This window comes from Sphingobacterium anhuiense, assembly GCF_042686355.1.
In the GTDB taxonomy this organism is placed as follows: Bacteria; Bacteroidota; Bacteroidia; order Sphingobacteriales; family Sphingobacteriaceae; genus Sphingobacterium; species Sphingobacterium anhuiense.
Genome location: NZ_JBHUPE010000001.1, coordinates 352895 through 366207 on the forward strand (window position 1 = coordinate 352895; position 13313 = coordinate 366207).

Below are 13313 nucleotides of genomic sequence, written 5' to 3' on the forward strand. Positions count from 1 at the left end.
ACTACAAGTTTATTTTTTCATCAACCCGACGTTTCAAAAACCATAGACGAATCGAATTATAGAATAAACCAATCTTGAGACTTATTTTAAGGATAAGGAATCGAAGTGCATATGGAAGCTTAATCTTTGAGAAAGATCCCAGACCGTATGAATATACTGCATTGACGAGTTCAACATCTTTAAAAGTGGTTACTTTTTTATTAATCAGTTCTGCTGTAGCAAAGGTATATAACTCTTTTGCCAAACTGAATTCTTTCAGTTTTATCAACGCGGTAATCTGACGCAAATAATCGGACCAGAACTGATGCCATTCTGAATCTGATGAACGCTCAACAATACGTGGTGCCACCAGATAATAAAGCTGAACGGCGGCTTTTTCTTTTGTGCTACTCATTTTCTCGTCACGTATAAACCTAGCGAGCATAAGAGGTTCACTATCATCCGACATACCTAAACTTTTGACAACTGCTGTAGTTAAGAAACAACTGCTGTCATCATTGTTGTCATCGTTATTGTCGTCATTATTGTCATCGTTGTTATCATCATTATTGTCGTCGTTGTTATCATCATTGTTATCATCGTTGTTATCGTCGTTATTATCATCATCTCCCTGCGGATCATCCTGATCATTGAATTGATCTGCATTCTCTTCATTAACAGGATCATTATTCTCATTATTTTCAAGATCATCAGCCTGTTGTCTATAATTTCTAATTGCACTGCTGGCGGCGTTAAATCCTGCCCCTACCGCTTTCTTAATACATTCAAAAATTATCATACCAGCAACTGCAATGCCGATAGAGATTCCCGCTTTCTCCCAAGTTTCTCCACTTTGCTGTTGCGGCGAAGGTGTTGGCGGTGGTGTAACTCCGTAATTGCCATGGATGTTTGGACTTGCAGGCTTAGTGCCCGATGTTGGATAGATATAACCAAAGAAGTTTTGACCTGTAAAGGTATTATCTGCATAAATAGAGAAGTAAGTCCACTGCATATTGATAACCAAGGTCTGGTTTCCAATTACACAGCTAAAGTAACTATAGAAAGGATTAAAAGTCGCCTGTACCGTAGTGCCTTGAAAGGTAATTGTCGAGCCATCTGATGATATGGTCAGTGTACTTGGTGTTGTACCATCTCCCAGATTACAGCTATAATCACCTGCCCATAAAGTGGGACTATCTACTGTAGCCGGCTGCAGGGCAGCTTTCGAAGAATATACATTACGCCGTCCGCTAGAAGTGATGTTGCTCCCTTGAGATAACGGAGTCAACGAAACTTCAACATCAAAATTCAGTGTTTCTGTTCCGCCATTATTTACATAACAAGATTTAAATGTCAGCCTACCGTTATATGGAAATGTGTCGGAAGGTGATATGATAAATACTCCTGTCACATTATTGAAAGCGACATCGGTATCGGGAATTACAATAAGTTTACCGCTATTGGGCAATGCCAGCTGTATCTGATAATTTGACTTATTATTGAATATTTTGATAAGTAAACTGGGGTTATTACTGGAGTCGAATGTTTGATAAGTCCCATACAGAATGGATGGATTGGTACCAAAGGGTGGATAATTAACAGTGGGTATATCTGAACTTACAGTATTAAATGCAGCGTAATCTCCCCCGGTTACCGTTAAGATTGCACTGTCAACCTGAGCAGTAGTTACGCCTGTAAAACCAGATGTGTTGATGAAATTCTGGACTGCGGCATCTGCTTGTTCTGCTGTACCATTATTTGCAATTACAGTATTATAAGTAGAAAATAACTGTAAAGTTGTACCATTTTCCAATAAACTGTTTAAGAAAGAATTAGCTCCGCCCTGACTTACAGAGTCTGCCAGAGAAACATGTGACACACGACTGGTAGAGCCCGATAAGACGGCACGCGCCTCCTCTTTGCTCAGCGAATAGGATTTAACTAATTTCTTAGGATCGTACTTCAATGATTTTAAAACTGTTACATCGGTAGCTAAATCATGCATGAGTTTTAATAAGGGTGCGCTTGCACGACGTAATATATATCCTTCAGGAAGTTGGTGGTTATTTAGATTTTCAGCTATTTTCTTAGTTTTACTATTATTATCTATTTCCCAAGAGGTAGGACCTATTATAACTTGAGCACCAGCTTTGCCATATCCAGATGTTTGTACACGTTCTTCGTCGGCACCTAACAATGTTTGCGGTGGAATGTATAAGGTGGTAATACCTGTTACGTGTTTACGTTGCACTTCGGGATCCAAAAGATCAGAAAGTTTGAGTTTAACTTTTGACGAAGGGATTCCCGGAAAATTTGAACCGCGAAAGAGTACACATGCATTATCTCCTCCGTAATCTGCTAAAAGCGTATTAACCAGTAAATTGAAATTTTTACGTTCATAACCTTTGAAATCAAACTTACCGTCTGCAAAAGCGCCAATCTGCAACATAATAACCTGACCATCTGTATTCAATCTGCGTTTTCTGATATAGTAATCTGTTGCATCAAGTATCTGACAGCCATTTCGGGATGGATCAACTTCCAATTCTGCAAAGATATAATCCATAGTCGTAATTCCTGGATACAATAAACCTTCGTACCCCTCCTGACGACTCTGGTAAAGCACGCGCCGGACGGCTTTTACAAAAACACCTGGATGACCATAATAAACGCCACAAACGGATTGTCCTTTCCGCACCGCTGCCAGCATAACTTCGGCCATCTGCAGATAAGTTTCATTCCTGTTTTTTCCGATTCCATAATACTGATAAAGATCGTGACAATGTTTGTTTAACGACCGAATGTAGGCCGCTGTTACTCCATCTGCCGCATGATAAAATACGCGATCTGCAGATTTAATTTCTGCAATTGACTCAAGTGTCATGTGTGAAATTGCTTTGAGCCCTGTACCTACAAAGACAATACGACCTTTGTTTTCAATAGATGCTCCGTTGGGATTCATTTCATTTTCCATAAAAGTTATTTTAATTATTTTAAAACTATTTATTATATTAAGAAACTTCAGTAACAAGCAACATTAAAGCATTAGGTAAGGATATTTTGATAAAACACCTATCATCACAAATAAAAAATCACAATAACAAAAAAGACATAAAACTAATAAAGAAGAAGTTACAGGAATATTCGCGATTTAAACAGACAGACAACAAGTATAATTAAATAAATGTTTGACTTTTTTTTTAATTATTTTTACCTTTCCTGAAAAACAATAAAATAACTTATAAAAAATCTAATAATTCAATAATCATTAATATTCTTAAAAAGATATATCAAATAAAAAAAACAGTAAAATCAAAAAAAGAAATGAAAAAAATCATCAATAATTAACATATAGTATATTTAAAAAAATAATTAAGTAACAATTCGGTTACAACTAGAATTCAACAAGTTTTATTTTAGCTGATATTTTTAACCTAACCAAAATTAATCTATTGTGCTGTTCGGCCATTGAAGCTCAATTGAGAACAGGCTCTTACATAATTGCATACTATTATGATATTTAACAAATAAAAGCCATTCTTGGCAGAATGGCTTTTCACGAGATTGATAAAAGGTGATATATCTTATAGTCAGTTCATTCGAATCCTTGCAACTTTACTTTTCGAATAAGATTTCCTTACAGATATCGAACTTCGCTTAATAAATTAAGTATCTTCTGGTCTTCCCATTAGAAATCTGTTCTATTATGGCGTCCGTGTACATAGACTGCCATCGCTTCTAAAGTATTTGCGGTAATTACAGCTATTATTTACCGCAATAAAAGCGGAGATTACGTCTCGCCAATTTTTCTTCCATTTTTTCCGTCAATTGAAGCGTAATCCGCACACTTCACAAATCTTCGAAGCTAAGTTGGCAGGCATTTATTGTTTAAAATTTTTATAGTGATTGATGACGATATTTTGTGCTTTCAGATCGTGCATCATATTGTACAATCCAAAAAATGTACGGTTCAGATAAATAAAATGTTTCGAACCTCTATTGGTGTTCATCCCTTTTATATTGCTCAGTTTCGCATACCGCTGACCTAAATCTGCAATTTCCTGAAAGAAAGTTTCATCAGAAAAATCAAAATTCACGACATTGAAAGGTCTTGTAAATAATTCCAACAATTCGTAGAATAATTTAGTAAAAAACTCCTGTTCCTCTGCTGAATCCTGATCACTCAGGATCTCAAGCTCGTATAATTTTTCTTTGTAAAATTTAGGGTTATCCAGATTCTTACGTTCAGCCAATTCAAAGTAAGGTTTGTAAAAGTCATTCGGAATTTCCTTGATGCAACCAAAGTCAATGACAAGCAACTTTTTATCTGCCGAAACCAAAAAATTTCCGGGATGCGGATCAGCGTGCACCTGCTTCAGAACATGCATCTGGTACATATAAAAATCCCAAAGTGTCTGTCCGATCTTGTTCAAATCATCCTGAGAATTGCCTTGTTTTGTAAACTCTGAGAAATGCTTTCCATTCATCCAATCCATCGTGATGATTCTTTCGCAGGAAAATTCTGGATAATATGTAGGAAAAGCGAGATTCGGAAGATGAGCACATTTTTCAGAAATTTCCTGACTTCTTTTCAGCTCGAGATCATAATCTGTCTCCTCAATTAATTTATTTTCCACTTCCTGAAAATACGATTCCGAACCTTCCTTTTTGATGTTAAACATCTTCATCGCAATCGGTTTTACCATTTTCAGATCGCTTGAAATATTTTCTCTCACGCCCGGATATTGAATTTTGACTGCAAAATCTTGACCATCTTTCTTGGCTTTATGAACTTGTCCGATGCTGGCCGCATTAACAGATTCATCTGTAAACTCATCAAATAGGTCTTCTGGATTTTTTCCAAAATATTTTCTGAAAGTTTTTTTTACTAAAGCTCCGGAAAGTGGCGGAACAGAAAATTGAGATAAAGAAAATTTCTCTACATAGGCTTGCGGAAGAATATTTTTTTCCATGCTCAGCATCTGAGCAACTTTCAAAGCAGAACCTTTCAATTCTTTTAAAGAGTCGTAAATATCGGTCGCATTATCTTCATTTAAAGTTTTTCGAGCTTCGTCCTCATCTTTATCTTTTGTAATTTTATTTCCGTAATATTTGATGTAATTAACGCCAACTTTGGCGCCTGCTTTCAGCAAACTGCTCGTTCTTTCTAACTTTCCTGTCGGTATTTTATGGAGTGTTTTCATTTTTAAAATTTCATTGCTAATAGACGTCAAGAATTTCCATCATTTCGATTGAAAAATAGTCGGATTTTAAATGCAGATGTGTCATTTAACTTTTTCTAAATTTCTCTTTGAATAGAAACTTGCCGAGGTCGACTACTTTTCGCAATGGTTCATTATCCATCAATTCAAAACCTGTATCAATTGTTTTTTCAATGAAAATATCTGTTTTTTCAAATGATGGCGAGGTATCTTTTTTCCAAAACTCGATGGCAGAAACCAAATGAAGCCAAAATGCTTCTTCTCTAGCCTTGTCATGAAAATTTTTCACGTCATCCTTTGCTTCTTTAATTATGCTCCAATCGTTAAAATCGAGTGTTTTGATGAAATTTCGATGCGCTTCTTTGAGTTGATCTGAAATTTTTGCAACATGTAATTTATCATTCGCCAGAATCATCAAAACCAACGAACGGTTCATCGTCATGTTTTCAAAAAAGATAAAATATACGTTCAAAAGCTTTTCTTTCGAAGTGATCTTATCAGAAATATTAACTTCTGACGCCAATGCTACGGACTTTTCAAAAAGATTGACCAACATTGATTTTTCAATCTGCTCGAAACTTGTAAAATAATCGTAGAAGTCTTTTTCTTCAAAATCATTGTCCTTTGCAAAACGGTAAATATTTTTTGGCCGCTCACCGTGATTCAAAATGTACTCTCCGTACAATTCAAATATTTTATCTGCTGTAATTTGATTTTCCTTTTCCATCTTTGTATTTATATCTTACCATACACAATTTAGTTATATTTTAAACCAACTTAATAAAATAAGGTGTAATTTTACACTATATCAATGAACCAATAAATGACTAGTGGTAAAATATAGGTTTAATCTAATTTAAGGCCGATTTTGGAATTTTAAAGGTTTACTCATTATCTGAACATGAGCGGATCCCAAATATGGGTTAGATTACGCAAATGTATATTTTATCTATTTGTTTTTATAAGTTTCTATATCGAATCTCATGAGTTTTGCCTATGGTTTATGAACAGTTTAGCCCAATATTGACCAATAGCTTTTTCAGATAAGTTATTTCTCCCCTAGATAGCCCAGGTTCTCTTTCTACACGTTTGAACGGGATATCTTTAGATACGATATCAAAGTCTGTTATTTAGCTATCCTTGAGGGGGGATGAACATTTACATATCAGGATTGTTATAATCTTATAATATCATTTGAGCACTTTATCGATATAAATAGATACTCCGTCAATATGCAGAAAACTCGTAAAATACTTAAGATCTTTCCATCGCTGAAGATGTTGCTAGCTCTGATCATTTCATGTGTTGTTACTGCATGTACAGATCGAGCAGATTCTGATAGAAGCAAAACAGATACAACTACTCATAATACTGATACACTGTCACCCACAAGATCAACAGAAGAGCATACACCTCTTCTTAATATCGATGCTATAAAAAAGGCTTATGCAGCTGTCAATAAACAACTAGAAGATGGTCAATTGGATTCCACAACATTTAAATATTCTTGCAAAGATGAAAAAAATGGGACGGTGAGTTACTTTACAAAAAATGGTAACCTTAGACTAATTGTCCACAGATATAATGAATATGATCATTATGAGGCTGTAGATCGTTATTTTGTACAGGACAGCACTTTATTTTTCACTTACAGTACAAGTACTGCGTGGTCTTTTGAGGATGGTCCAGAAGGCTCAACGAAGGATAACATCAAAGAAAATCGAACTTATCTCATAGCGGAGAAGCCGGTTAAATGTTTGGAGAAAAATTTCACAATACGATCAAAAGCATCCACTAATCCTGATCCAGAATCAGTTCCTAACCGAGATGTTAATTGCCAATCTGCCGCAATTGTATTAAAACCGTATCACATATTGACAAAATACAGATTTAAATCTACTGCAAATTGCTTGGAATGATCATAAATATCTTTTATTTAGATATAACGGTCAAATCCATAGCCATCAACAGCTAGTCAGTAATTACCCAAAATTAAATATATACATATGATTCGTCCCTTCTCTTTCTTAATTCTTGCAGCTATATTAATGACGGGCTGTCAAAATCAAAAAAATGTTTCTGACACAGCTGAAGTTAAACAGGATACGTCAACGTTAATTTCTCTGGAGACACAACTACAGGCGATTGACCCTAATTTTTCCACAGATTCCGTACTACTATCGTTCTCGGTGTTCAACCATTCAGATACGGTACAGCGGTTTTGTAAATGGGAAACACCCTTTGAACCGATGTTAGGAAAATATATGGAGATTATCGATGAACAGGGAACAGAAGCGCAGTTTACTGGTCCGATGGCAAGAAGGGTGATGCCACCTCCTGCGGAAAGCTATATTCTAGTGCAACCACATGATTGCGTCAGTACAGTATACAACCTTGCAAAAAACTATACGATCAAACCGGGAAATTATACTGTTAAATATACTGGCGGAGGTGTGAGTGGTCTACAAGAGGTAAATGAAGTGAAAATTACAGTAAATGGAAAGTAATGCGTGGCTATGTCGATTGTGAGGATCAAAACTTATAATACTACGCCCCTCTTTTAAATCACAAAAGCATATTTCTTGATCGAATTCATAATATGGCAATCGATGGATTTTTGAATCATGATGACTATACATCAATTTTAACATAAACAAGCAGTACTTTTAGCACTGCTTGTCTTGTAATTAGCTTCAGTAAAAAAACGATAACAACATGATCACTAAAATAATTTTGAGAATAAACCTGGTTTTTTCCAGTTCTTTTTGTACTCATCTGCCAAAGCAACATGATCACTGTAGCCCAATACAATGTCAAGATGTTGATGTGCTTGCTTCAAATCGCCACTGACATACAAAGCTTTTGCCACTAACAGATGAACTTCTTCGGAGGTATCATCATATCCCCGATCTTCGGTCTCATAAATATGCTTTAATTTATTGGAGTACCTAAGCAAGGGTTCCAGTTGATTGTCAGCTGCAAATAATTTGATACCATATAGCAACCATTGTAGATATTCCGGCGCGTCAAATGCATCTTCACAATAAGAATCATGTGCTGTAAAAAAGTCAATTCCTGCTGAATACTCCTCCATGAAATAATGACTTTTCATAATCATATACAACGTTTTTGCTTTATCAAAGGCATTAATAATAAATTCCTTCTTATTGCCTAAGTATAGGCGAGCTGTATGGTTGACATTTTTGTAGTCTTCTACTTCATTGTAAATTTGCATCAGCACATAGGGCGCATGTGCTTCATGCGGATACTGCTCAATAATATGCGTATAATAAGCGATCTTTACATCATGTGGTTCGTCGTCATAAATATCGTATAGCAGTCCTTCAACAGTATTTTTCGCGGCTTCATAATCTCTAAAATCATAATCGGAAATATCAGGATTCTCGATATAGTGTTGATAGATTTTAATTAGCAATTCCTGTGCTTCATCAGCAATATTTTCAGTCTCCCCTAAGCCATTCTTGACAACTAAATAATCGGATTGGTGTTTTAGATATAAATAAAAGTTGGAATCTTCTGCCGTATAAGTATGAAAGAATTTTGTTAACGCGGCTTTTGCATCGACATAATTTTCTTGTTTTATCAGTGCATCTAATAAAGTATGATGGAGTTCCTCAAATTCACTATTTTGCAGACCAATATGGATCACATTGGCTGCAGTCCCATAACATCCATTTTTAATAAGTTCTATACTATAGTTATTGCAGCACATGGCCCAATTGTGTCTGCTGCCGAGATAGTCACTTTCATAACTACCTTCTTCGTAATATGCCTGGAAAGCATGAAAAGATTGTTCATAAAGACCCGATAACATTTGCTTGAAACAACGCAAGATCTTCCTGATCTGTAATTTCCTCCGTAATAAATTCGCTAAGTTCAACGCCGTCATTGTACAGGTCCCGAGGCAAATCTTCAAATGTTGGAAGTTCCAGATCGATTGCTCCCGTTACTAAATATTTGGATATAAAATAGCGTCTCCAGGTTATGGATGCCGATTTAATTTCTAGGGCTTTGCTCAGCAGTGGTAATGCCTCTGCGTGGCGTGCTGCTTCATGTAAATAGGTGCCTGCAAAATGATACAACGAAAATTTATCGGAATGCGTCTCCAACAGCCTCAGTGCGTGATGATAATAAAAATCGGCCTTTAGATGCATCCTCTCAAAATGATTCCGCTCAACGATTAACTGGAAATAAAACACGTCATCATCGACAAGTCCATTCTTAATGAGCTTATCAAAACGTTGATGCCATTTCACCAGCCCATCCAAAACGTCCTCTTTACTATTTATTCCTCTGATCAATTTCAATAAGATGGCCTTTGTCAAGGCCATATCTGCATTTTCAAAAGCTATTTCTGCAAGATACAGGTAGTCGCTATCATCATCGCTGGCAAATTGCTGTATGTGATCTGCTATAACCTGAATGATTTGATCGGGAGGTATTAATTTATTTTCCTGTAGCAGATAAATCTTCTTCATCAGGAAGATCGCATTATACTGATCCCGCTGTTCTCTATCTGCTGTAAAATATGTGGTAAAGAAAACCATTGCTTCATCCAATGTTTTCAAAACAGCCGCTTTTTCTCCGACAGATTCATAAATCCTAATTAAGAAATCATAACCAGATGTTGCATGGTTAGGATCTTGAATTAAACGCTGTGCATAACCGATATAATCGTTCCTATTTTCGGACGTGATGTGTCTTTTGGAAAGATTAATATAAGCTAAATTATAATCGTTATTCAATGCATAACTTAGTATATGCTGTAATGCTTCTGAATTTTGGGGCTCAAGGCTTATAATTTTCTTAAGATAAGGAACCGTAAATTGATTCATCGTGTCATAGACAAGCTCCGGGTGACCAGGGTATACATAATCGTAATGTGCAATGGCCATTAAAAACAATACCGCTGTATCGTCAGGATGATTTTTAAGATGCTGCTCTCCTTCTTCTATACATAGTGCAAGATCACCTGAATAAAATAAATTTTCTAACTCCTCGATGTTCATCTATATAATTATTTTGTCGTGTTGTTTACTTTTTAAATATCTAATCAAAGTTAGTGTATGAACAACCTTCAAAAAATCCCCGGTTTCAGCTACTATTTAAAAAGGTGAATCATTCCATCTTTGATACAACGCATAGGTTTCATCTGAATAAATTGTTTTTTAAAGGTGATTCAGCTATCATGAGTGATTTGATCCATTGCAATTTGCAGGTTTTTAAAACTCATGATGGTTTCATCTGAAATAAACTGTTTTTTAAAGGTTATACAGCTATCATGAAAGATTTATTCATTGCAGATACATGATAATTATCATCATTAAACTTTTATTTTTGTAAAATAGAGAATCGATGTTTACCTTTGAACGAACAGTACACGCCACGCTACACATAAGAACAGCGTCCCAGGGCGTGTCTTTTGCTTTATAGACCTTTTTTTAAGCCACATTCTTTGTATGAAAAGAAAGCGTTCACGATAGAGGAGCAAGTTCAACAATTAAAAGATCGCGGATTATTTATCTCTGAATCAGATAATATGAAGTCGGTAGCAAATGCCATAAAGGGGTGGTATGAAGCTGATATTTACCTGTAAAAAATTAGCATTTTTTATTTTAAGTCTAGCTTCACATCATGCTTTCCCGAATTGAGTATAATCTACATAAGCAGAAGTTCAATAAAGAGCAATATAATTTAAATAAATAGTCCAGCTAGAAGTACAAAATAGATATCAAAAATGACAGAATTAAATTTTAATACTGAAAGACTATATTTAAGACCAATTTCAGAAAAAGATATAGAAAATATTCACCACTTACACAATTTAGCTGAAACCGATGAATATAATACGCTCGGAATTCCCAAAGATATGAATGAAACAAAAGAAATTGTTGCGGGCTGGACTTTAGAAAACAAAAGATATGTATTTGCCATCGAACTAAAACAAGGGAATGAATTTATCGGGTTAATCGGTATTACTTTAGGTAAAGAGAAATATAAAAATGCGGAAGTCTGGTTCAAATTGGATCCCAGATTTTGGAATAAAGGTTATGCAACAGAAAGTTTAAAAAGAATAATAGCTTTTGGTTTTGAAGATTTAAACCTTCATAGAATAGAAGCTGGTTGTGCTGTGGCAAATACGGGTTCTATTCATGTATTAGAAAAGGTTGGAATGTTGCGAGAAGCGCACACACGAAAATTATTGCCCTTAAAATCGGGCTGGTCTGATAATTATGGTTACGCCATTTTATCAACCGATTAATGATTACGCTAAATAATGAAAGCAACCAAATTACTTGGATGCTTACTGAGCATAACTTCTATCGTTTTGTGTCAGGAAAAGATTATCGTTAAAAAAATAGCAATGGCTGAAGAGCTAAAACAGTCGATCCCAATAAATATTCTGAGAACGACACTAAAATTAAAATATTAATAATAACATTTAATGAAACATCAATTTACATTACCGGCCTTTCCTGAATCAAATTTTGAACTTGATATTGCTTTTTGGACGGGTAAACAGATTATATATAAAGACAATGTGGCTGTTGAGCGATCAACTGAAAAAGGAAAACCCTTTCTAATACCAGATAGCAATGGAGAGATCGTGAAGGCCTACGCTAAACCTGCATACCCTGACATTGTACCTGTATTGGTAATCGATAATAATAAATATAATATCGTAGAGAAACTTAAATGGTATGAAGCTGTACTGGTTATACTTCCCTTTTCAATCGTATTTATTGGTGGTGGAGCGCTAGGCGGTCTCATTGGAGCTGTTGGTTATATATATAATATACAATTACTAAGAAATGATGACGGCAAAAGCCTTAAATATTTAAAAGCAATTGGTGTCGCTATTGCGGCATTTGCAGTTTACTTTTTGGTTAGCGCTGTGATTTGGACGTGGATCAACCCCTAATATTTAGCAAATCGCTATACTCCGAAGGAATATCATTTCGAAAATAAAAAAGACATGATGCTATTACAGGTAAAAAAAGAAGATTAATATTGTAATAATAAATAAACTCATGGGTATAACTAAAGTATTATGCGGTCTTATTATAAAGGATCAACAAATTTTGATTTGCCGTCGAAAACCCGAGAAATCTTTAGGTGGATACTGGGAGTTTCCAGGTGGAAAATTGGAAGAAGGTGAAACTTATGAGGAATGCTTAGCGAGAGAACTTAAAGAAGAACTAGATTTGAGGGTGACAGTTAAAAATCATTTTAAAACGGTCATCTATCAATACGATCAAAAGACGATTGAACTGATATCCTATCGCTGCGAAACAGAAGATGCTGTAATCAAATTGGTGGATCATGATCAAATAGAATGGATCGAAGTTCCAGATTTATTAAAATGGACGCTAGCCTCTGCTGATGTTCCTATCGCAGAAGCATTAATAGAAGCGTATAAGCTATCTAAATAATTCATTCTTAAAGACGTGCCCAAGTATGCGAACTTAAATTTTAGGATTAAGCGAAGAGTTTGTAATGCTTTTTTTGACTAAAAAAGATGTTTGGTACGAATGACGATGATGCCAAAGATGATCATGATGATGCTGATGATCGAAAAGATAGCATAAGTAACGGTGAAACCATCACTAACACCAATGTCTTCTGCATAATATATTTCCATATGAGCAGGTACATTTTGGGGATCGACACTCTTTAAATCCTTTACTAAACGAACTTGTTGTTGCTTATAATTAAATTGGAGGATCGGATAATGTACGTATCCGAATCGCTTGTTTTTTACACTGTCTACCCCAATGACATCCGCTCTAATTTTACTACCAAAAAGCATCAATCTGCTGTCTTTAAGTAGACCGAATGCAAGAAACAAACCTAGTAAGAGCAAAATAACACCGAAAGTTTTTTTGATGATCATGCTTGCAAATCGTTTATATTGATTGTCTAATAAGACGAAGATAGTATTTTTATTTTATGTATAATCTTCATCTCTGATACGGAACTGCTCTTTTAAATTATTTGCATGCATAATGACTTTTTCAGTATCGCTGAACCGTATATCCCCTTTTGGAAAATCAAGGGAAGTTAAATGCAGTGGTTGACAAAGTGCTGGTA

The 13313-nt window shown here is 35.3% G+C and carries 11 protein-coding genes; 5 read left to right on the plus strand and 6 right to left on the minus strand.

What is annotated here, in order from left to right; translation table 11 throughout:
* Nucleotide 1: 1 nt before the first annotated feature.
* From ACFS6I_RS01480 to ACFS6I_RS01490, 3 genes are all read right to left on the minus strand, one after another.
* Nucleotides 2-2953 (minus strand): SAM-dependent methyltransferase, encoded by a 2952-nt coding sequence (locus ACFS6I_RS01480; RefSeq protein WP_380917657.1) that lies wholly within the window; start codon nucleotides 2951-2953, stop codon nucleotides 2-4.
* A 907-nt stretch (nucleotides 2954-3860) separates the two neighbouring features.
* Nucleotides 3861-5183 carry an ABC1 kinase family protein gene (locus ACFS6I_RS01485; protein WP_380917659.1) on the minus strand — a complete coding sequence of 441 codons (1323 nt, stop codon included), beginning with the start codon at nucleotides 5181-5183 and terminating at the stop codon, nucleotides 3861-3863.
* An 85-nt stretch (nucleotides 5184-5268) separates the two neighbouring features.
* Nucleotides 5269-5928, minus strand: coding sequence for a hypothetical protein (locus ACFS6I_RS01490; protein WP_380917661.1), 660 nt, complete (start codon nucleotides 5926-5928; stop codon nucleotides 5269-5271).
* Between the two features lie 505 nt (nucleotides 5929-6433).
* Here ACFS6I_RS01490 and ACFS6I_RS01495 point away from each other — a divergent pair.
* Nucleotides 6434-7120 (plus strand): hypothetical protein, encoded by a 687-nt coding sequence (locus tag ACFS6I_RS01495; protein WP_380917663.1) that lies wholly within the window; start codon nucleotides 6434-6436, stop codon nucleotides 7118-7120.
* Nucleotides 7121-7207: 87 nt separating this feature from the next.
* Entirely contained in the window at nucleotides 7208-7708 is a 501-nt protein-coding gene (locus tag ACFS6I_RS01500; RefSeq protein WP_380917665.1) for a protease, read from the plus strand.
* A 215-nt stretch (nucleotides 7709-7923) separates the two neighbouring features.
* Here the strand turns inward: ACFS6I_RS01500 and ACFS6I_RS01505 are convergent, their stop codons facing one another.
* The gene (locus ACFS6I_RS01505) at nucleotides 7924-9036 is read right to left on the minus strand and encodes a hypothetical protein (RefSeq protein ID WP_380917667.1); all 1113 of its coding nucleotides are present in this window, start codon (nucleotides 9034-9036) and stop codon (nucleotides 7924-7926) included.
* Nucleotides 9017-10231 carry a hypothetical protein gene (locus ACFS6I_RS01510; RefSeq protein ID WP_380917669.1) on the minus strand — a complete coding sequence of 405 codons (1215 nt, stop codon included), beginning with the start codon at nucleotides 10229-10231 and terminating at the stop codon, nucleotides 9017-9019. The genes ACFS6I_RS01505 and ACFS6I_RS01510 overlap by 20 nt, the downstream gene beginning before the upstream one ends.
* A 728-nt stretch (nucleotides 10232-10959) precedes the next feature.
* On the opposite strand from ACFS6I_RS01510, the gene ACFS6I_RS01515 reads away from it, so the two are divergent.
* The 3 genes from ACFS6I_RS01515 (at nucleotide 10960) to ACFS6I_RS01525 (ending at nucleotide 12655) form a co-directional block, all read left to right on the plus strand.
* A complete protein-coding gene (locus tag ACFS6I_RS01515) occupies nucleotides 10960-11484 on the plus strand; it encodes a GNAT family N-acetyltransferase (protein WP_380917671.1) in 525 nt (174 codons plus the stop codon).
* A gap of 183 nt (nucleotides 11485-11667) precedes the next feature.
* The gene (locus ACFS6I_RS01520) at nucleotides 11668-12144 is read left to right on the plus strand and encodes a hypothetical protein (protein ID WP_380917673.1); all 477 of its coding nucleotides are present in this window, start codon (nucleotides 11668-11670) and stop codon (nucleotides 12142-12144) included.
* Between the two features lie 109 nt (nucleotides 12145-12253).
* Complete coding sequence (locus tag ACFS6I_RS01525; protein WP_380917675.1) at nucleotides 12254-12655, plus strand: (deoxy)nucleoside triphosphate pyrophosphohydrolase; 402 nt, start codon at nucleotides 12254-12256, stop codon at nucleotides 12653-12655.
* 77 nt (nucleotides 12656-12732) lie between these two features.
* Here the strand turns inward: ACFS6I_RS01525 and ACFS6I_RS01530 are convergent, their stop codons facing one another.
* Nucleotides 12733-13116 (minus strand): hypothetical protein, encoded by a 384-nt coding sequence (locus ACFS6I_RS01530; RefSeq protein WP_380917677.1) that lies wholly within the window; start codon nucleotides 13114-13116, stop codon nucleotides 12733-12735.
* Nucleotides 13117-13313: the final 197 nt, after the last annotated feature.

Excerpts from the sequence above, each read along its gene's own strand:
- ACFS6I_RS01525 (WP_380917675.1), top strand. The coding sequence starts at position 12,254 with ATGGGTATAACTAAAGTATTATGCGGTCTTATTATAAAGGATCAACAA.
- ACFS6I_RS01485 (WP_380917659.1), bottom strand. The coding sequence starts at position 5,183 with ATGAAAACACTCCATAAAATACCGACAGGAAAGTTAGAAAGAACGAGC.
- ACFS6I_RS01510 (WP_380917669.1), bottom strand. The coding sequence starts at position 10,231 with ATGAACATCGAGGAGTTAGAAAATTTATTTTATTCAGGTGATCTTGCA.
- ACFS6I_RS01530 (WP_380917677.1), bottom strand. The coding sequence starts at position 13,116 with ATGATCATCAAAAAAACTTTCGGTGTTATTTTGCTCTTACTAGGTTTG.
- ACFS6I_RS01500 (WP_380917665.1), top strand. The coding sequence starts at position 7,208 with ATGATTCGTCCCTTCTCTTTCTTAATTCTTGCAGCTATATTAATGACG.
- ACFS6I_RS01515 (WP_380917671.1), top strand. The coding sequence starts at position 10,960 with ATGACAGAATTAAATTTTAATACTGAAAGACTATATTTAAGACCAATT.
- ACFS6I_RS01480 (WP_380917657.1), bottom strand. The coding sequence starts at position 2,953 with ATGGAAAATGAAATGAATCCCAACGGAGCATCTATTGAAAACAAAGGT.
- ACFS6I_RS01505 (WP_380917667.1), bottom strand. The coding sequence starts at position 9,036 with ATGTTATCGGGTCTTTATGAACAATCTTTTCATGCTTTCCAGGCATAT.
- ACFS6I_RS01490 (WP_380917661.1), bottom strand. The coding sequence starts at position 5,928 with ATGGAAAAGGAAAATCAAATTACAGCAGATAAAATATTTGAATTGTAC.
- ACFS6I_RS01495 (WP_380917663.1), top strand. The coding sequence starts at position 6,434 with ATGCAGAAAACTCGTAAAATACTTAAGATCTTTCCATCGCTGAAGATG.
- ACFS6I_RS01520 (WP_380917673.1), top strand. The coding sequence starts at position 11,668 with ATGAAACATCAATTTACATTACCGGCCTTTCCTGAATCAAATTTTGAA.